Source organism: Streptomyces sp. NBC_01618, assembly GCF_045209435.1.
Taxonomy (GTDB): domain Bacteria; phylum Actinomycetota; class Actinomycetes; order Streptomycetales; family Streptomycetaceae; genus Streptomyces.
In genome coordinates, this window is sequence record NZ_CP109297.1 from 6,545,434 (window position 1) to 6,563,117 (window position 17,684).

Sequence of the window (17,684 nt, forward strand, 5' to 3'; positions counted from 1 at the left end):
GACCGGATCGCCCCGGGCGTGGTCAGGCGGCCTCGATGATGTCGCCGGCCATGCCCCGGGTCGCGGCCGCCCATTCGATCAGCAGCACCTCGTAGGCGGCGGATTCCACGGACGACCAGTCCTGGCCGGCTCGCGCGTCGACCAATGCCCGTATCGCCTCGTTCGCCTTGGCGGCGGACGGGTGCGTCGGTCGGGTCGTGCGCAGCGGGTTGGTGAGCGGGATCTGCCGTGGAGTTAAAACCATGGCCCTACCTTAAGGCCCGCCACTGACAACGGTCCGAACATTTGTGGCCCCTGGCTCGAACGTGACCGATTGCACTCACTGTTGCCGGCCGATTCCGCTGAGGTGTGGGTCGTGCTCGGCGCGCGGGACCTCGCGGCGCATGCAGACCCTCGGCCAGCGGTCCAGGCCGTGTTCCGCCTCCTCCGCCCTGATCTTCCGCAGCCCGTCGGTGAGTTCGGCTTCCGTGAGCGCACGGAAGCCGAGGCGGGTGTAGTACGGGGCGTTCCACGGGACGTGGGAGAAGGTCGTCAGCGTGAGCGCGTCCAGCCGGGCGTCGGCCGCCCACCCGGCGAGATGGTCGATGAGCGTGCTGCCCAGTCGGCGCCGTGCGACGGACGGATGGACGGAGACCTGCTCGATATGGGCCGCGCCGTCGACCGGGTCGGCGATCAGGTAGCCGACCGGGCGGTCGTCGCCGTCCGCGGCCACCCAGGCGCGGCCGGCCCGCAGGTAGCCCTCCAGCAGGTCGAGGGGTGGCGGATCGTCGTCCGCGACGGCGGTCATGCCGAGCGTGCGGAACGGTTCGCCGGCGGCGCGCTCGATGTTCTGCAGCAGCGGAAGATCGGAGCGGCGGGCGGTACGGGTACGCATCCGGCCAGTATGGCGCCCGCGTATGACGGCCGGTCTCAGGCGCCGGTGCTGATCAGCTCGTCCGCAGGGGTGTTGACCGGCTGCGGCGTTCCCGTGAGGTCCATCGTGAAGAGCGGGACGCCGAGCCCTTCCGCGCACGCCTCGGCGTCCTCGGCGTAGCCCACGAGGGAGAAGAGCACGCTCCTGGCGGACGCGGTCAGCGCGTGCAGCCAGAGGCACTCGACGTCGCGCAGCGCGGTCGGGCGGGTGGTGGCGTCGACCTGGGCGATCAGCCCGGTGGCCCGCAGGTCGATCCGCGCGGGGGAGTGCTCCGCGGGCTGTGCGACGTCGTGGTAGCCGAGCCACTTCAGGTACAGGGCGGCGCCGGCGACCACGTCGCGTGCGGTACGGATCGGCCGTGGCCGGAACGCCGGCCGGGGCGGCGGCGCGGTGCGCGGCGGCGGGATGTGGGACGGTCGGGCGGACCGGGTGCCGTCGGTGGGGGCGACTGTGCCGCCGTGCGCCGTCACCGGGCGGACCGGTATGCGCAGCACCGTCCCGCACGGGCAGCACAGCTCCGGCTGCGGCCACTGGTCGAGACGCCCGCAGCCACGGCAGCGCACCGTCACCCAGTCGTCGTTCCAGGTGCGGTGCGTGATCGGTACGACCGGGGCGCCGCGCAGCGCGGGCGGGGTGGTCGGCGCCCCGCACGGACACGGATAGACGGGCGTGCTGTACGCGTGGACGCGGCGGCAGGCCGGACAGCGTACCGGCACCGACTCCACCATGGTCTCCCTCCGGCCCCGGGAGCGCGCCCCGGCGACGGGCCGCCTCGGCGCGCCCCGACGCGCCGGAGCCGACCGATGCGGGCCGGCTCCGCTCCGTACCTCCATGGTCCACCAGGAGCGAGGTCCGGGGGAGCGACTTGGCGTACTTCGCGGACCGGCGTGCGCATCGGTCCGCCGCGTGCGGCCTCTCTTGACGGCCGCCCGGCCGCGCTTTAGATTGACTTCCGCATAACAGAATCAATTTTCCGCAATGTGGAAATGATGCGGAATCAAAGCGGAATTGGTGCTCTCAGGTGGCGCGACAGAGCCCGAATCCACCAGGTCCGAGCAGGAGCACTCAATGCCTCGAATGACCGCTGCCCGAGCGGCAGTTGAGATCCTCAAGCGCGAAGGCGTCAGCAACGCGTTCGGCGTGCCGGGCGCGGCGATCAACCCCTTCTACGCGGCCCTCAAGGCCTCCGGCGGGGTTCATCACACGCTCGCCCGTCACGTCGAGGGCGCCTCCCACATGGCGGAGGGGTACACCCGGGCGCGCCCGGGCAACATCGGCGTCTGCATCGGCACGTCGGGACCGGCCGGCACCGACATGATCACCGGCCTCTACTCCGCGATCGCCGACTCGATCCCGATCCTCTGCATCACCGGCCAGGCCCCGACGGCCGTGCTCCACAAGGAGGACTTCCAGGCGGTCGACATCGCCTCGATCGCGGCGCCTGTCACCAAGGCCGCCACGACCGTCCTCGAGGCAGCCCAGGTCCCGGGCGTCTTCCAGCATGCCTTCCACCTGATGCGCACCGGCCGCCCCGGCCCGGTCCTCATCGACCTGCCCATCGACGTCCAGCTCACCGAGATCGAGTTCGACCCCGATCTGTACGAGCCGCTGCCGGTGCACAAGCCCGCCGCGACCCGCAGGCAGATCGAGCGCGCCCTGGAGCTGCTGAACGCCTCCGAGCGCCCGCTGCTCGTCGCGGGCGGCGGCATCATCAATGCCGACGCATCCGAACTCCTCGTCGAATTCGCCGAGTTGACCGGCGTCCCGGTCGTACCGACCCTGATGGGCTGGGGCATCATCGCCGACGACCACGAGCTGAACGCGGGCCTGGTCGGCCTGCAGACCTCGCACCGCTACGGCAACGCGAACTTCCTGGAGTCCGACTTCGTCCTCGGCATCGGCAACCGCTGGGCCAACCGCCACACCGGCAAGCTGGATGTCTACACCCGGGGCCGGACCTTCGTCCACGTGGACATCGAGCCCACCCAGCTCGGCAAGATCTTCGCCCCCGATCTCGGCATCGCCTCCGACGCCAAGGCGGCGCTGGAGCTGTTCGTCGAGGTGGCGCGCGAGCTGAAGGCCGCCGGGAAGCTCGAGGACCGCTCGGAGTGGGCCGCGTCCACCCAGCAGCGCCGGGCCACGCTGCAGCGCCGTACGCACTTCGACAACGTGCCGCTGAAGCCGCAGCGGGTGTACGAGGAGATGAACCGGGCCTTCGGCCCCGACACCCGGTACGTCACCACGATCGGCCTCTCCCAGATCGCCGGTGCGCAGATGCTGCACGTCTACCGGCCGCGCCACTGGATCAACTGCGGCCAGGCGGGCCCGCTCGGCTGGACCATCCCGGCCGCGCTGGGCGTTGCCACGGCCGACCCGGACGGCTCCGTCGTCGCGCTCTCCGGCGACTACGACTTCCAGTTCATGCTGGAGGAGCTGGCGGTCGGCGCACAGCACCGCATCCCGTACGTCCACGTCCTGGTGAACAACTCCTACCTGGGACTGATCCGCCAGGCGCAGCGCAACTTCGACATCGACTTCCAGGTCAACCTGGAGTTCGAGAACCTCAACTCGCCGGAGCTCGGCGTCTACGGCGTCGACCACGTCAAGGTCGTCGAGGGTCTGGGCTGCAAGGCGATCCGCGTCACCGAGCCGGACCAGCTGCTGCCGGCCTTCGAGGAGGCGAAGAAGCTGGCCGCGGAGTTCCGGGTCCCGGTGGTCGTCGAGGCCATTCTGGAGCGCGTGACGAACATCGCGATGAGCGGTACGGACATCGCGTCCGTCAACGAGTTCGAGGACATCGCGACGGACCCGTCCCACGCCCCGACCGCGATCCGCCCGCTGACGGCATCCTGACAGCCTGCCGGCCCGACCGTGGCCCCCGTCCCCGACTCCCGGGGCGGGGGCCACGGTCATGCTGCCGGCCCGTCCGGCGTGCGAGGACGGAACCCTGGTGGCGAGGGGGCCGGTACCCGGGGCGCGGCCCGGCACGCGAAGAAGGGCGCGGAGTACGGGACCGTATCCGTACTCCGCGCCCTGGCACGGGGAAAACAAAACAGGGGTCGCGGCGGCGGCGATCGGGCCGGAAGCGCTCGTCCCCTTCAGGTCAGGAGACGAGCAGACCCACCAGCCCCCACCACCGCACTGGCATCGCACAACCGCCGCGACCTCGTCCTGCCCGCGCCGCATGACATCCCTCATCCGGATTCGCGGCGCGAGCAGGGCTCAGTGGGAGGCTCAGTCCTCGCGCAGGGCGCGGACGGCCTCCTCCACGCGCTTGCCGTAGTCGGCGTCGGCGGTGTGGAAGTGGGCGAGGTTCTTCTCGATCACGTCGTCGCGGGTCACCTGGGAGAGGCCCCCGGCGATGTTGGCGACCAGGCGGCCCTTCTCGTCCTCGGACATCAGCCGGTACAGCTCGCCCGCCTGGAAGAAGTCGTCGTCCTTGGTGTGGGCGGGCGCCGCGTGGGTGCCGGTCCAGCCGTGGATCGCGAGCGGGGCAAAGAGCGCCGCGTCGGTCTGGGCGGGGCCCGCGTACGAGTTGGGCTCGTAGTTCTTGTCGTGGCGCGCGCCGTTGCGCGTGGCGTGCAGCCCGTCGCGGCCGTAGTTGTCGACGACCGCGGTGCGCGGCGCGTTCACCGGGAGCTGGGTGTGGTTGACGCCCAGCCGGTAGCGGTGCGCGTCCGCGTAGGCGAACAGCCGGCCCTGGAGCATCTTGTCCGGGGACGGGCCGATGCCGGGCACGAAGTTGTTCGGGGAGAACGCGGCCTGCTCGACCTCGGCGAAGACGTTGTCCGGGTTGCGGTTCAGGACCAGCCGGCCCACGCGCTGCAGCGGGTAGTCCGCGTGCGGCCACACCTTGGTCAGGTCGAACGGGTTGAAGCGGTAGTCCGCGGCCTCGGCGGTGGGCATGACCTGCACGTACAGCGTCCAGGACGGGTTCACGCCGCGCTCGATGGCCTGGAGCAGGTCCGTCTGGTGCGAGTTGCCGTCCTTGCCCGCGAGTTCCGCGGCCTGCTCGCTGGAGAGGGAGCGCACGCCCTGGTTCGTCTTGAAGTGGTACTTGACGAAGAAGGCCTCGCCCTCGGCGTTCGTCCACTGGTACGTGTGCGAGCCGTAGCCGTTCATGTGACGGTACGAGGCGGGGATGCCGCGGTCGCCCATCAGCCAGGTGACCTGGTGGGTCGCCTCGGGCGCGTGGGCCCAGAAGTCCCAGACGTTGTCGGGCTCCTGACGGCCCGTGAACGGGTCGCGCTTCTGCGAGTGGATGAAGTCGGGGAACTTGATCGGGTCCTTGATGAAGAACACCGGGGTGTTGTTGCCGACAAGGTCGTAATTGCCCTCGTCCGTATAGAACTTGAGGGCGAACCCGCGCGGGTCGCGTACGGCGTCCGCGCCGCCCAGCGAGTCGGCGACGGTCGAGAAGCGGATGAACGTCTCGGTGCGCTTGCCGACCGCGGAGAGGAAGTCCGCGCGGGTGAACGCCGTGATGTCATCGGTCACTTCGAAGTAGCCGTACGCGCCGGAGCCGCGGGCGTGGACCACGCGCTCCGGAATGCGCTCCCGGTTGAAGCGGGCCAGCTTCTCGAGCAGGTGCTGGTCCTGGAGGAGGATCGGGCCACCGACGCCGGCGGTGGCGGAATTCTGGTTGTCGGCGACCGGGGCGCCTGACTCGGTCGTAAGCACACGCTGCGTCATGGTGTCGGGGCGACCTTCCGTACGGGAGCTGCTGAGCTGCTGAACTGTGACGGCTCGGGGCTCCAGGAGCGTAAGTACGCCCCGAACCTGGCGTCAACAGTTTGTTGAAATTAGGAGTCTGGTATTCCGGATGGCGCCGGCGCCTGGGCGCGACAGGACAGGTGTCAGCGCCGACGCCATCCGGAAGTCTCTGGTGCCGGGCCCGGCGGGGCCCGGCCGATCAGGCATGGACGGGCTGACCCGACAGGCGCTCGACCGAGCGCAGCAGTGCCGAGTGGTCCAGTCCGCCGTCGCCCTGGGCGCGCAGCGAGGCGACGAGCTGGGCGACCACGGCGCCGACGGGCAGCGCGGCACCGACATTGCGGGCGGCGTCCGTGACGATGCCCATGTCCTTGTGGTGCAGGTCGATCCGGAAGCCCGGCGCGAAGTTCCGCTTCAGGAAGTTGTCCTTCTTACGGGTCAGGACCGTCGAGCCCGCCAGTCCGCCATTGAGGACATCCAGCGCGGCGGCGAGGTCGACGCCGGACTTCTCCAGGAAGACGACCGCCTCGGCGCACGCCTGGATGTTGACCGCGACGATCAGCTGATTCGCGGCCTTCACCGTCTGCCCGGAGCCGTGCGGACCGCACAGCACGATGGTCTTGCCGAGCGCCTGGAGGATCGGCTGCGCGGCGTCGAAGTCGGCCTGCTCGCCGCCGACCATGATCGACAGCACCGCCTCGATCGCACCGGCCTCGCCACCGGACACCGGGGCGTCCAGCACCCGGATGCCCTTCTCCACAGCGTTCTTCGCGAGGTCCACGGAGGTCTGCGGGGTGATCGACGACATGTCGATCAGCAGCGCGCCGCGCTTCGCGTTCCCCAGGATGCCGTCGGGGCCGTACGCGATGGCCTCGACCTGCGGGGAGGCGGGCACCATCGTGATGACGACATCGGCGTCCCGGACCGCCTCGGCGATCGAGCCCGCGCCTGTGCCGCCGGCCGCGACCAGCCGGTCGATCTTGTCCTGCTCCAGGGTGTGACCGGTGACGTCGTACCCGGCCTTGATCAGGTTCTCGGACATGGGGGAGCCCATGATGCCGAGTCCGATCCACGCAACCTTGGGGAGGTTGTTGCTCATGAGGGTGCCTTCCGATAAGCGTGTGTACGAGGGGAGTTGCCCGCCTTCAACGGGCGGCCCGCGCGGTGGCCGGGAGCCACTCGAAGGCCTCGGTGCTCGGGCGGTCGCCCGGCTTGTACTCCAGGCCGACCCAGCCGTCGTAACCGGCCTTCGTCAGCTCGTCGAGGAGCTGCTCCAGCGGGAGGGAGCCGGTGCCGGGTGCGCCGCGCCCCGGGTTGTCGGCGATCTGGACGTGGCCGGTCTTCCCGGCATACGCCGTGATGACCTGGCCGAGGTCCTCGCCGTTCATCGACAGGTGGTACAGGTCCAGCAGGAACTTGGCGTTCTCGAGCCCTGTCGCCGCGTTTACCTTGTCGACGATCTCGATGCCGGCCGGTGCGCTCGCCAGGGGGTAGCGCGGCGATTCCGGCTGGTTGAGGGTCTCGATCAGCAGGACCGCCCCGATCCGGTCGGCCGCGCGGGCGGCGACGACCAGGTTCTGAAGGGCGAGTTCGTCCTGCACCGCCGGGTCCACGCCGTCGACGCGGTTGCCGTAGAGCGCGTTGAGCGCCTTGCAGCCGACCGAGGCGGCGAAGTCGGCCGCCACATCGATATTGGCACGGAAGCGGTCCGACTCCGCGCCGGGCACGGAGAGCGCGCCGCGGTCGGGGCCGGGCAGCTGTCCGGCGTAGAAGTTCAGCCCCACCAACTGCGTGCCCGCGTCGTCGAGCGCCTTCTTGAGGGCGTCGAGCTCGGCCTGCGGCGGAGTGGGGGTCTCGATCCAGGGCCACCACAGCTCGACCGCCGTGAAGCCGGCCGCGGCGGCGGCCGCGGGACGCTCCAGGAGCGGGAGTTCCGTGAAGAGGATCGAAAGGTTCACATCGAAGCGCTGGTCCGGGTAGCCCATGAGGGTTTGGCGCTCCTTCCGTATTGCGGAAGTTAGTTTCTACGTAACGGAAGATTGCCCGGAGCTGAGAGGGCTGTCAAGGGGGTGCCCGGAATTCGGGCCGGGTGCCTTGGTGCCGGTTGCGCAAGGTGAGGCCGGAAATGCGCCGGTTGCCGAGGGGGTCCGGGCCGGGACAGGGTGGCTGGTGCACCCGGCGCTCGCCCCCCGTACACCCCCGCACTCGACCCCATACGAGGTGCCTCGCATGGCCCACGCCACCAGCCGGCGCACCGTCCTCGAAGCCCTGTTCGCCGGTGCCGCCCTGTCCGCGGCCCCCGCGCCGCCCGGCTCGATCCGGCCCCCGGGGGCCGCGCAGTCCACCGGGACCGTCCCGGCATTGAGGGCGAGCCGCCGCCCGACGGTCCCGGGGTCCGTCCGTTAGGGTCGGGCCCCGGGGCCGCGGGCGCACAGGAACGCGGCGAACGCACCAGGGAGGCACAGTGCGCTTGAGGGTGGAGTTCACCACCGAACCCTTCGATCTCGACGAGGCGCCCGCCCACGCGGTCGTCGCCCGCGAGGTCATCCAGAACGCCGATCTGGACGCCGTGGACGTCGGCCCCTTCGGCAACACCGCGGAGGGCGGCGCGGACGAGGTGCTCACCGCGGTGGACTCCCTGCTGCGCCGCTCCCTGGCATCCGGTGCCACGCGCGTATCGCTCCAGGTCAACGTGATCGGGGAGGGCTCGAAGTGACCGAACCGGCGGACCACCCCCTCGTCAGCGCGGTCAAGCCGCTCGTCGACGCCATGGGCGCCGAGCTGCTCGGCCCCGAGCAGGCGCAACCCGACGACGTCGTGCTGGCCTGGGAGGGCGAAGACGTCATAGCGGTCCGGCTGCCCCAGCTCTCGGACTCGCTCGACCACATCCTGGCCGCCATGGAGCGCCGGCACGGCATGCCGCTCGCCGAGCTGGACCGCAGGACCAAGCAGTCGGTCGTACGGACCCTGGAGGCACGCGGTGCCTTCTCCGTACGGCACGGCGTGGAGACGGTGGCGGGCGCGCTGGGGGTCAGCCGCTTCACCGTCTACAACTACCTCAACAGGGAAAATGCCGCCAAAGGTGAGTAGTTGAGCCTGTAGGTGAGCGAAGGCCGTGGAAGGCCGCGCCAGGCCGTCGACCGGAGCGCCGGGCGACGGCCTTTTTGCGGTCGCGTAATTTCAACAAAGTGTTGACGTGGTGTTGTGGAGGGCGTTAGCTATCCGCAGCCCGACCGACGCGACGCCGAGCGACGCACAGCAGAATCAGCCACGGAGGCTCCCGTGACTTCGAGCTCCACGCCGGGCCTGGCCCGGTTCAACACCCTGGCGGACGACGAGGCCACCACCGCGTTGCACAAGGTGTGCGCCAGTGCGGCCTGGGGAAGAGTGATCCTCTCCCGACGCCCGTACACCACCGCAGAAGCCCTTCTCTCCGCCAGTGATGCCGCCACGGCCGCGCTGAGGCCGGAGGATCTGGCCGACGCGATGGCCGCTCACCCGCCGATCGGCCGCCCGAAGCCCGGAGACCCGACCTCCTCCCGCGAACAGCGAGGCATGGCCGGCGCCTCCGAGGAACTCAAGGCCGAGATGCTCGAACTGAACCTGGCCTACCAGGAACGGTTCGGACACGTCTTCCTGATCTGCGCCACCGGAGCCACCGGTGAGCAGATGCGCGACGCGTTGAAGTCCCGGATCGGGAACTCGCCCGAGCAGGAGCGCGAGATCGTGCGCACCGAGCTGGGCAAGATCAATCGCATCCGGCTGACCCGTCTCGTAACCGAAGGAGAGTGACGGTCTTGAGCACCGACACCACCGCATCGGTGTCCACGCACATCCTGGACACCAGCATCGGCCGCCCCGCCGTAGCCGTCGCCGTCACGCTCGCCGCCCGCAGTGGCAGCGACGCGCCGTGGGTGACGCTCGGCGGCTCCGCGACCGACGCGGACGGGCGATGCAAGGACCTGCCGGCGTTGCCGGAGGGCACCACCCATGTACGTCTCGACTTCGAGACCGAGGCGTACTTCTTCAACAAGCAAGCCGAGGCGCAGCAGGACGCCCCCCGCGTAAGGGACAGCGGTGCGTTCTTCCCGGAAGTGGCGATCACCTTCGCCGTCGTACCGGGCGAGCACTATCACGTACCGCTGCTGCTCAACCCGTTCGGCTACTCCGTATACCGAGGGAGCTAGCAGACATGCCCACGATTCTCGGCCAGAACCAGTACGGCAAAGCAGAGAACCGCGTCGTCAAGATCACGCGGGCCGGCGACACCCACCACATCAAGGACCTGAACGTCTCGGTCGCCCTCTCCGGCGACATGCACGACGTCCACTACTCCGGCTCCAACGCCAACGTCCTGCCGACCGACACCACCAAGAACACGGTGTTCGCGTTCGCCAAGGAGCACGGCATCGAGTCCGCCGAGCAGTTCGGCATCCACCTCGCGCGCCACTTCGTGACGACGCAGGAGCCGATCAAGACCGCGCGCATCCGGATCCAGGAGTACGCCTGGGAGCGCATCGCGACCTCGGACAACAACTCGAAGTTCATCGGCTCGGACGAGGTCAACCACTCCTTCGCCCGCAAGGGTCAGGAGCTGCGCACCACGCAGATCACCTTCGACGGTGAGAAGTGGCAGATCATCTCCGGCCTGAAGGACCTCACGGTCATGAACTCCACCAACTCGGAGTTCTGGGGCTACGTCAAGGACAAGTACACGACGCTCAAGGAAGCGTACGACCGCATCCTGTGCACCGACGTCTCCGCGGCCTGGCGCTACAACTGGACCAGCGACGCCGACCGGATGCCCAACTGGGAGAAGTCGTACGAGCAGGCCAAGAAGCACATCCTGCAGGCCTTCGCCGAGACGTACTCCCTCTCGCTGCAGCAGACCCTGTACCAGATGGGTTCGCGGGTCATCAACAGTCGCAGCGAGATCGACGAGATCCGGTTCTCACTGCCGAACAGTCATCACTTCCTGGTGGACCTCGAACCGTTCGGGCTCAAGAACGACAACGAGGTTTATTTCGCGGCCGACCGCCCGTACGGCCTGATCGAGGCCACCGTGCTGCGGGACGGGATCGAGCCGCAGATCCCGGTCGACATGACCAACCTCTGACGCGGCGCTGAGCCGGTCCCCGTCCGCACACAGCAGCGCGGGGACCGGGCCGGACCGGAGGCTGGGCTCCGGCATCGGCGCCGGAGCGCCTGCCGCGGTCCTGCTTCACCTGTTCTTCCACCATTTCGGCACCCACGGCCGTCCGGCTGTGGCACTCAAATCCTCCTAGGGTCCTGCCGTGCCCGCATCGCCGGAAAAGAAGAGGAAGCACCATGGCAGCATCGGCAGCTCCTGAGCACGTGGAACGCATCGTCATCGAGAACTGCTCGATCGCGACCGTCGACGCCGACGACACCGAGTACGCCTCGGGTCATGTCGTCGTCGCGGGCAACCGCATCGAGTCCGTCGGCGCGGGCCGGGCCCCCGAGGGCCTGGCGAACGTCGTACGCCGCATCGACGCCACCGGGCATCTGGTCACCCCCGGCCTGATCAACACGCACCACCACTTCTACCAGTGGATCACCCGCGGCCTCGCCACCGATCACAACCTGTTCGACTGGCTGGTCGCGCTGTACCCGACGTGGGCGCGCATCGACGAGCCGATGGTCCGCGCCGCCGCACAGGGCTCCCTCGCCATGATGGCCCGCGGCGGCGTCACCACCGCCATGGACCACCACTACGTCTACCCGCAGGGCTCCGGCGATCTGTCCGGCGTCATCATCGGGGCCGCCCGTGACATGGGCGTACGGTTCACCCTCGCCCGGGGTTCCATGGACCGCAGCGTGAAGGATGGCGGACTGCCGCCGGACTTCGCCGTCGAGACGCTCGACGGTGCGCTCGCCGGCACCGAGGCGACCATCGACGCGCACCACGACGACTCCTTCGACTCGATGACCCAGGTCGCCGCCGCACCCTGCTCCCCGTTCTCCATCTCCACGGAACTGCTGCGACAGGGCGCCGAGTTGGCCCGCCGCAAGGGAGTGCGCATGCACACCCACGGTTCGGAGACGGTGGAGGAGGAGCAGTTCTGCCACGAGCTGTTCGGGATGGGCCCAACCGACTACTTCGAGTCGACCGGCTGGCTCGGTGAAGACGTATGGATGGCGCACTGCGTCCATATGAACGACTCCGACATCGCGGCCTTCGCCCGTACCGGAACGGGCGTCGCGCACTGCCCCTCGTCCAACGCGCGGCTCGCCGCGGGCATCGCCCGGGTGCCCGACATGCTTGCCGCGGGCGTCCCGGTCGGCCTGGGTGTCGACGGCACCGCCTCCAACGAGTCCGGCGAACTCCACACCGAACTGCGCAACGCCCTCCTCATCAACCGCCTCGGCGCCCACCGCGAAAAGGCCCTGAACGCCCGTCAGTCCCTGCGTCTGGGCACGTACGGCGGCGCGCAGGTACTCGGTCGTGCCGACCAGATCGGCTCCCTGGAACCCGGCAAGCTCGCCGACCTGGTGCTCTGGAAGCTGGACACCCTCGCGCACGCCTCCATCGCCGACCCGGTGACCGCGCTCGTCTTCGGCGCCGCGGCCCCCGTCACCCTCTCCCTCGTCAACGGCAAGCCCGTCGTCGAGGACAACCACCTGATCACCGCGGACGAGGACGCCATCGCCCGCGCCACCCGCGACGAGGCCCGCCGCCTCGCACGGATCGCCGCCGGAGCCTGACGCTCCGGGGCACCCCCGATACCGGCCGGCCGAGGGGGACGGCCCTCGGCCGGCCGCCGTGGACCCGAGCGGGGTCACGGCAACGGTGCGGGGGCGCGTACGCACGCGCCCCCGGCACCGCTGAACAAAGCTGCCCGCACCAGCTGCAAGACCTGCCCCACCTGAACCAACGCACCACTTGCACCACCTCCCTGACACCCACGTCACCGCAGACGTGTATCCGACCGGAGGAACCGCCGTGGCAGCTACGCCCAGGTTTCGCAACGACGCAGACGCAGCACCCGATGCCGACCCGCACCTCATCCCCGAATCGGCCTCGGCGGACCGGAAACACCCGGTCGACGAGACGCTCCCCCCGCTGAAGATGTTCACCAGCGGCCTCCAGCACGTGGCCGCGATGTACGCGGGTGTGGTGGCGCCGCCCATGATCGTGGGGCCCGCCGTGGGCCTCACACCCAAGGAGACCGCCTTCCTGATGGGGGCGAGCCTGTTCACCGCGGGCCTCGCCACCCTGCTCCAGACCCTCGGCTTCTGGCGCATCGGCGCCCGGCTGCCGTTCGTCAACGGGGTCTCGTTCGCCGGGGTCACCCCGATGGTGGCGATAGGGAAGGACCGTGGACACGACGGCATCGCCGTCATCTTCGGCGCGATCGTCGTGGCGGGCCTGCTCGGCTTCCTGCTCGCCCCGTACTTCTGCAAACTGGTCCGCTTCTTCCCGCCCGTCGTCACCGGCACCGTGATCACCCTGATCGGTGTCTCGCTGCTGCCGGTCGCCTTCAGATGGTCCCAGGGCGGCAACGCCATGGCCGACGACTACGGCTCGATGACCAACATCACCATGGCCGCGGTCACGCTGGTGATCGTCCTCGCCCTGCGTAAACTGCTGCGCGGCTTCCTCCAGCAGATCGCCATTCTGCTCGGGCTGGTCATCGGCACACTGATCGCGATCCCGGTCGGCATCACCGACTTCGGCGCCATCAAGGACGCCGAACTGATCGGCTTCCCGACGCCGTTCCACTTCGGGGCACCGCAGTTCGAGATCGCCGCGATCGTCTCCATGTGCATCGTGATGCTGGTCTGTATGACCGAGTCCACCGCGGACATGCTGGCTCTCGGAAAGATCGTCGGCCGGCCGGCGGACGAGCGGACCATCGAGGGCGGCCTGCGCGCCGATACCCTGGGCAGCGCCATCAGCCCCCTCTTCAACGGCTTCATGTGCAGCGCCTTCGCCCAGAACATCGGGCTGGTCGCGATGACCAAGGTCCGCAGCCGCTTCGTGGTGGCCGCCGGCGGCGGCATCCTGATCGTGCTCGGGCTGGTTCCCGTCGCCGCTTCCGTCATCGCGCTCGTCCCGCTACCCGTCCTCGGCGGCGCGGGCATCGTGCTCTTCGGTTCGGTTGCCGCGAGCGGGATCCAGACGCTGGCGACCGCCGCGCTGGAGAAGGGCGAGAACGCGCTGATCGTGGCAGCGGCCGTGGGCGTCGGACTGATCCCGATCGCCGCCCCGGACTTCTATCACGCGTTCCCGAAGGATCTGCTGGTGGTGCTGGACTCCGGTATCTCGACCGGATGCGTGGTGGCGATCGTGCTCAACCTGGTCTTCAACCACCTGGGCAGGAAGCCGGATCCGGACCCGTCGGGGCAGGAGCGGGAGCAGGAGCGGAGTCCGGCAGCTGCGGCCCCGGCGGCCGCGCACTGACCCGGACACCCCCGGCTCCGTCCGGAACGGCGCTGTGGCGCGTACGGCGACCCTGCGCAGGTGCTGCCGTACGCGCCACAGCCGGGACCAGGGGGCGTCAGCCGATGTGGTAGCTGTCGCTGTACACCTTCCAGTCGAGCGGCGGATCCAGGTTCAGATTGCCCTTCTTCAGGAAGACCCGCTGGGCGGTGTCCACCCGGCTGGTGTCGGAGTGGGCCTCCTCCTGCTGCATCGCCCAGACCCGGGCGTCGAGGAAGGCGTTGAGGTACGTGACCTCGTTGCCGCCCTGGGACGGCGGCTTCGCCTTGGCGAGGGCCCGTTTGCGGATGGAGCCGAAACTGGTGCCGTCGCCGTCGCCGTTGCCGTGCATGACGATGGCGTCGTAGTACGCGAACTGGCCCAGCGCGCCGATGCCGTCGGCCTTGCCCTGGCCGACCGCCGGGTTGAAGTACACCCGGTCCCGTTCGTCGTTCTGGGCCTGCTTGAACGCCGAGTCGGACGCGGCGGTCGCCCAGTCCCTCTGGAAATTCGGGTCGAGACCGCTGTGCGAGTCCGTGCCGTTGACCTTCCGTAGCGCGGGCAGGTACTTCGCGAGGACGTTGCCCGGCTTGCGCTGGCTGTACAGCTCGACGAGGTCGAGTATGTCGCCGGTGCCGGAACAGAAGCCGATGACGCCCGCCGTGTAGCCGCGGCCGTCGTCGATGTCCTCGATGTACTCGTACTGCGCCTTCCAGTTGAGCGAGGAGTTCTCCGCGCTGGAGACCAGTTGCATGGCGATCTCCTTCTTCGCCGGATCGTCGAGCCCGGATTCCGGTGCTTCCCCGGCGGACCGGGGCGCCGATCCGGCACGCGGTCCCGACCCGGATCCCGAGCATCCGGAGAGCACGGAGACGGCCATGACGGCCGCCGCGACGGCGGTGGACAGGCGACGGGAAACGATCTTCACCCCTCCACCCTGTCACGTCGCGAGGAGTGGTCTGCGCGCATTCGGCTGTAGCGTCAGGGGTATGGAAGATCAGTCTGTTGTGGATGTCGGCGACGTACGGCTGGCGTACCGGACCTGGGGCGACCCCTTCGGCTCGCCGGTGGTCATGCTGCACGGCCTCGGCGGTTCCGCCGCGAGCTGGGAGGCGGCCGGGAGCCTGCTCGGCGAGGAGTGGCGGGTGTACGCCCTCGATCTGCGCGGGCACGGCGAGAGCGACTGGCCCGACGAGTACTCCTTGGAGCTGATGCGGGACGACGTCCTCGGCTTCCTCGACGAGTGCGAGCTCGACCGGGTGGGTCTGGTCGGCCACTCGATGGGCGGAGTCGTCGCGCAGTTGCTCGCCCACGAGCACGCGGACCGGGTGGAGCGACTGGTGCTGGTGGAGACCCCGCCGCCGTTCCCGAGCGAGCCGAAACCGGCCCCCGAGCCGGAGGGGCCGGTGGACTACGACTGGGCTGCCGTGGCTCCCATCCGGGCCCAGGTGTCCGACCCCGACCCCGAGTGGGCGGCCGGGCTCGGCGAGATCGTCGCGCCGACGCTGCTGATCGCCGGCGGCCCGGAGTCCACCATGCCCCAGGGGCGGCTGCAGGACATGGCCTCGCTGATCCCGGACTGCCGGCTGGTCACGATCGGGGGCGGCCACCGGGTGCATGAGGTCCACCCCGGCCAGGTCGCCCAGCAGATCACGGAGTTCTTCACCAGCTGAAGGGCTGACGGTACGGACTTCGGCCCGCGCCCGGACCCGCACCCGCCCGGCAACCGCTCGCGCTTTCACGGAAGCGCGGCCGAGGTCCTACGGAAGCGCGGCCGACGTGCCCGGCTGCCAGTCCGGGCGGCGGCCGCTCATGGCGACGGCCCGGTCGACGAGGGGCGCGTCGGCCGGGACCGGAACGGGCGGGCCGAAGATGGTCTCGGACCGGGGGACGGCGTCGTTCGGCGTCAGCATGGCCAGCGAGACACACAGGCTCGCCTCGTCCGCCTCGTACTTCTGGCCGGTCGAACGGGCCAGGTCCCAGCCGTGGATCACCAACTCGTCCAGTACGACCACCGCGGCCACCTCGCCCGGCATGTCGACACCGCCCGCCCTGGTCATGCCCTGCCGGGCGGCGGGGTCGCGCCAGGCCGTCACCAGCTCGTCCAGCAGCGGCGGCAGCGTTTCGCGCCAGTCGTCGGCGAGGGCCGGAAGCGCGGCGTCCGGGGCGGTGTCGGTCGTCGGGCCGAAGTCCTTGTGCGCCGCGTCGCGGAAGGCCGTGCTCAGCCCGGCCACGTGGGCGAGGAGCTCCCGGACCGTGTAGTCGGGACAGGGCGTCGGGCCCGCCAGCTGCTGTTCACCGATCCCGTCGAGCAGGGCGGTGATCTGCCGGGCCGCGGGCTCCAGATCGATCGTGGGTGTGGTCTCCGCGCGTGTTTCCATAAAAATGTAGACCGCTCCGGCGCCCGGAACTCATCGCTCAGCGCACGACGCGTCCCCGGAGCACGATCCGGCTCGGATGATCCAGCGCGGCCGGGTCCAGGGTCGGGTCGGTGTCGTACGCGACGAGGTCGGCGGGCGCGCCGTCCACCAGACCGGGCAGCCCCAGCCAGGACCGCGCCGTCCAGGACGCCGCACCGAGCGCCGCCTCGGCCGGCAGCCCGGCCCGCTGCAGCCAGGTCAGCTCGCCCGCGACGGTCCCGCACGGGAAGGAGTCCGTCCCCGCCAGCACCGTCACACCCGCCTCGTGGGCCGCGCGCACATTGCCGAGCATGGTGTCCCAGCCGGCCAGCCACAGATCACGGCGCACGCCCGGCTCCCGGGCCCGCATCTCGTCCACGTTCGCGCCGAAGGCGCTCAGCGTCGGGACGAACGCCGTGCTCTGCGCCGCCATCCGGTCCAGCAGCGCCGGGTCCAGATGCATACCGTGCTCCAGGCTGTCGGCGCCCGCGAGTACGGCATTGCGGGTGCCCTCGGCGGTCTGGCAGTGCACCGCCACCTTGCCCCCGGCCGCGTGCACCGCCTCCACCACCGAGGTCAGCAGCGCGAGCGGTACGGCGGGTTCGTCGGCGGCCCAGTCGCCGATGACCTTGCACCACCCGGACGAAGCGGCCGCCTCCTCCACGGCCGCCCGCACCAAATCGGCCTCGCTCACATCCCGTCCGGCGCCGGGGAAGAACCGCCCGGGCGTGGCCAGCCAGCGCCCTGCCGAGGTCACGCGCGGGAGTTCGGGGTCCTTCTCCACCCAGGCGGGCATCCGCTGCGCGGTGCCCGGGGTACGCACCGCGAGCACTCCGGCGTCCCGGTGCTCGCCCAACTGTCTGCGCAGCAGTTCCTCGTCGAAGGGCGCGCCCGGCTCCAGCGCCCCGGGGTGGGTATGCACGTCGACGAGTCCGGGCAGCAACCAGCCGCCGTCGACGATCGTCTCCGCGTCCCGGCCCGCGAGCCCGCCCGGGGGATCGCCCGCGCGAAGCACCTCGCCGTCGATCCAGAACACCCGCTCCTCGCGCTCCGGCAGCACGACCCCACGTATGCACAACATCGGCAGACCGTATGTCACATCCCGCACTGCTGCCAACGGATCACCGACCCACGACCACCTGCGCACACCGGCACATTGCGGAACGTTCCGCACCACCCCTTTGTCGGCGACCCCCGCGCCATGCGATCCAGGTCT

Annotated in this window: 19 protein-coding genes; 10 read left to right on the plus strand and 9 right to left on the minus strand. The window is 70.0% G+C overall.

Annotated features, from left to right (window positions below):
• Positions 1-22: 22 nt before the first annotated feature.
• From OH735_RS30265 to OH735_RS30275, 3 genes are all read right to left on the minus strand, one after another.
• Positions 23-244 carry a hypothetical protein gene (locus tag OH735_RS30265; protein WP_406384853.1) on the minus strand — a complete coding sequence of 74 codons (222 nt, stop codon included), beginning with the start codon at positions 242-244 and terminating at the stop codon, positions 23-25.
• A gap of 75 nt (positions 245-319) precedes the next feature.
• A complete protein-coding gene (locus OH735_RS30270) occupies positions 320-874 on the minus strand; it encodes a GNAT family N-acetyltransferase (protein WP_406384854.1) in 555 nt (184 codons plus the stop codon).
• Between the two features lie 35 nt (positions 875-909).
• Positions 910-1,638, minus strand: coding sequence for a hypothetical protein (locus OH735_RS30275; RefSeq protein ID WP_406386806.1), 729 nt, complete (start codon positions 1,636-1,638; stop codon positions 910-912).
• A gap of 352 nt (positions 1,639-1,990) precedes the next feature.
• Between OH735_RS30275 and gcl the strand changes: the two genes are divergently transcribed.
• Complete coding sequence (gene gcl, locus OH735_RS30280; RefSeq protein ID WP_406384855.1) at positions 1,991-3,766, plus strand: glyoxylate carboligase; 1,776 nt, start codon at positions 1,991-1,993, stop codon at positions 3,764-3,766.
• A gap of 381 nt (positions 3,767-4,147) precedes the next feature.
• Here the strand turns inward: gcl and OH735_RS30285 are convergent, their stop codons facing one another.
• The 3 genes from OH735_RS30285 to OH735_RS30295 all read right to left on the minus strand — a co-directional run bounded on the left by OH735_RS30285 (position 4,148) and on the right by OH735_RS30295 (position 7,611).
• Positions 4,148-5,605: a catalase gene (locus tag OH735_RS30285; RefSeq protein ID WP_406384856.1), complete on the minus strand. Its 1,458-nt coding sequence runs from the start codon at positions 5,603-5,605 to the stop codon at positions 4,148-4,150.
• A 220-nt stretch (positions 5,606-5,825) separates the two neighbouring features.
• Positions 5,826-6,725: a 2-hydroxy-3-oxopropionate reductase gene (locus OH735_RS30290; protein WP_406384857.1), complete on the minus strand. Its 900-nt coding sequence runs from the start codon at positions 6,723-6,725 to the stop codon at positions 5,826-5,828.
• A gap of 46 nt (positions 6,726-6,771) precedes the next feature.
• A complete protein-coding gene (locus tag OH735_RS30295) occupies positions 6,772-7,611 on the minus strand; it encodes a TIM barrel protein (RefSeq protein ID WP_406384859.1) in 840 nt (279 codons plus the stop codon).
• 244 nt (positions 7,612-7,855) lie between these two features.
• On the opposite strand from OH735_RS30295, the gene OH735_RS30300 reads away from it, so the two are divergent.
• The 8 genes from OH735_RS30300 to OH735_RS30335 all read left to right on the plus strand — a co-directional run bounded on the left by OH735_RS30300 (position 7,856) and on the right by OH735_RS30335 (position 14,051).
• The gene (locus OH735_RS30300) at positions 7,856-8,032 is read left to right on the plus strand and encodes a hypothetical protein (protein ID WP_406384860.1); all 177 of its coding nucleotides are present in this window, start codon (positions 7,856-7,858) and stop codon (positions 8,030-8,032) included.
• 58 nt (positions 8,033-8,090) lie between these two features.
• Entirely contained in the window at positions 8,091-8,342 is a 252-nt protein-coding gene (locus tag OH735_RS30305; RefSeq protein WP_406384861.1) for a hypothetical protein, read from the plus strand.
• Positions 8,339-8,716, plus strand: a complete 378-nt coding sequence (locus tag OH735_RS30310) for a helix-turn-helix domain-containing protein (RefSeq protein WP_406384862.1) — start codon at positions 8,339-8,341, stop codon at positions 8,714-8,716. Before OH735_RS30305 ends, OH735_RS30310 begins: the two co-directional genes overlap by 4 nt.
• Positions 8,717-8,908: 192 nt before the next feature.
• Positions 8,909-9,418: a 2-oxo-4-hydroxy-4-carboxy-5-ureidoimidazoline decarboxylase gene (gene uraD / locus OH735_RS30315; protein ID WP_406384863.1), complete on the plus strand. Its 510-nt coding sequence runs from the start codon at positions 8,909-8,911 to the stop codon at positions 9,416-9,418.
• A gap of 5 nt (positions 9,419-9,423) precedes the next feature.
• Complete coding sequence (uraH, locus tag OH735_RS30320; RefSeq protein WP_406384864.1) at positions 9,424-9,813, plus strand: hydroxyisourate hydrolase; 390 nt, start codon at positions 9,424-9,426, stop codon at positions 9,811-9,813.
• Positions 9,814-9,818: 5 nt separating this feature from the next.
• On the plus strand, positions 9,819-10,742 hold the full coding sequence (pucL, locus tag OH735_RS30325; protein ID WP_406384865.1) for a factor-independent urate hydroxylase: 924 nt from the start codon (positions 9,819-9,821) through the stop codon (positions 10,740-10,742).
• A 212-nt stretch (positions 10,743-10,954) separates the two neighbouring features.
• Complete coding sequence (locus tag OH735_RS30330) at positions 10,955-12,352, plus strand: 8-oxoguanine deaminase (RefSeq protein ID WP_406384866.1); 1,398 nt, start codon at positions 10,955-10,957, stop codon at positions 12,350-12,352.
• Positions 12,353-12,590: 238 nt separating this feature from the next.
• Entirely contained in the window at positions 12,591-14,051 is a 1,461-nt protein-coding gene (locus tag OH735_RS30335) for a nucleobase:cation symporter-2 family protein (RefSeq protein ID WP_406384867.1), read from the plus strand.
• A 97-nt stretch (positions 14,052-14,148) separates the two neighbouring features.
• On the opposite strand, the gene OH735_RS30340 is transcribed toward OH735_RS30335, so the two are convergent.
• Entirely contained in the window at positions 14,149-14,949 is an 801-nt protein-coding gene (locus OH735_RS30340) for a chitosanase (protein ID WP_406386807.1), read from the minus strand.
• Between the two features lie 109 nt (positions 14,950-15,058).
• On the opposite strand from OH735_RS30340, the gene OH735_RS30345 reads away from it, so the two are divergent.
• Positions 15,059-15,742 (plus strand): alpha/beta fold hydrolase, encoded by a 684-nt coding sequence (locus OH735_RS30345; RefSeq protein ID WP_406384869.1) that lies wholly within the window; start codon positions 15,059-15,061, stop codon positions 15,740-15,742.
• Positions 15,743-15,829: 87 nt separating this feature from the next.
• Here the strand turns inward: OH735_RS30345 and OH735_RS30350 are convergent, their stop codons facing one another.
• Both OH735_RS30350 and OH735_RS30355 read right to left on the minus strand, forming a co-directional pair.
• On the minus strand, positions 15,830-16,450 hold the full coding sequence (locus tag OH735_RS30350; protein WP_406384870.1) for a TIGR03086 family metal-binding protein: 621 nt from the start codon (positions 16,448-16,450) through the stop codon (positions 15,830-15,832).
• Positions 16,451-16,487: 37 nt separating this feature from the next.
• Positions 16,488-17,549, minus strand: a complete 1,062-nt coding sequence (locus tag OH735_RS30355) for an amidohydrolase family protein (protein ID WP_406384871.1) — start codon at positions 17,547-17,549, stop codon at positions 16,488-16,490.
• Positions 17,550-17,684 lie beyond the last annotated feature (135 nt).

Excerpts from the sequence above, each read along its gene's own strand:
- gcl (WP_406384855.1), top strand. The coding sequence starts at position 1,991 with ATGACCGCTGCCCGAGCGGCAGTTGAGATCCTCAAGCGCGAAGGCGTC.
- OH735_RS30265 (WP_406384853.1), bottom strand. The coding sequence starts at position 244 with ATGGTTTTAACTCCACGGCAGATCCCGCTCACCAACCCGCTGCGCACG.
- OH735_RS30345 (WP_406384869.1), top strand. The coding sequence starts at position 15,059 with ATGGAAGATCAGTCTGTTGTGGATGTCGGCGACGTACGGCTGGCGTAC.
- OH735_RS30285 (WP_406384856.1), bottom strand. The coding sequence starts at position 5,605 with ATGACGCAGCGTGTGCTTACGACCGAGTCAGGCGCCCCGGTCGCCGAC.
- OH735_RS30270 (WP_406384854.1), bottom strand. The coding sequence starts at position 874 with ATGCGTACCCGTACCGCCCGCCGCTCCGATCTTCCGCTGCTGCAGAAC.
- OH735_RS30330 (WP_406384866.1), top strand. The coding sequence starts at position 10,955 with ATGGCAGCATCGGCAGCTCCTGAGCACGTGGAACGCATCGTCATCGAG.
- OH735_RS30350 (WP_406384870.1), bottom strand. The coding sequence starts at position 16,450 with ATGGAAACACGCGCGGAGACCACACCCACGATCGATCTGGAGCCCGCG.
- pucL (WP_406384865.1), top strand. The coding sequence starts at position 9,819 with ATGCCCACGATTCTCGGCCAGAACCAGTACGGCAAAGCAGAGAACCGC.
- OH735_RS30340 (WP_406386807.1), bottom strand. The coding sequence starts at position 14,949 with ATGGCCGTCTCCGTGCTCTCCGGATGCTCGGGATCCGGGTCGGGACCG.
- OH735_RS30290 (WP_406384857.1), bottom strand. The coding sequence starts at position 6,725 with ATGAGCAACAACCTCCCCAAGGTTGCGTGGATCGGACTCGGCATCATG.
- OH735_RS30355 (WP_406384871.1), bottom strand. The coding sequence starts at position 17,549 with ATGTTGTGCATACGTGGGGTCGTGCTGCCGGAGCGCGAGGAGCGGGTG.
- OH735_RS30300 (WP_406384860.1), top strand. The coding sequence starts at position 7,856 with ATGGCCCACGCCACCAGCCGGCGCACCGTCCTCGAAGCCCTGTTCGCC.
- OH735_RS30295 (WP_406384859.1), bottom strand. The coding sequence starts at position 7,611 with ATGGGCTACCCGGACCAGCGCTTCGATGTGAACCTTTCGATCCTCTTC.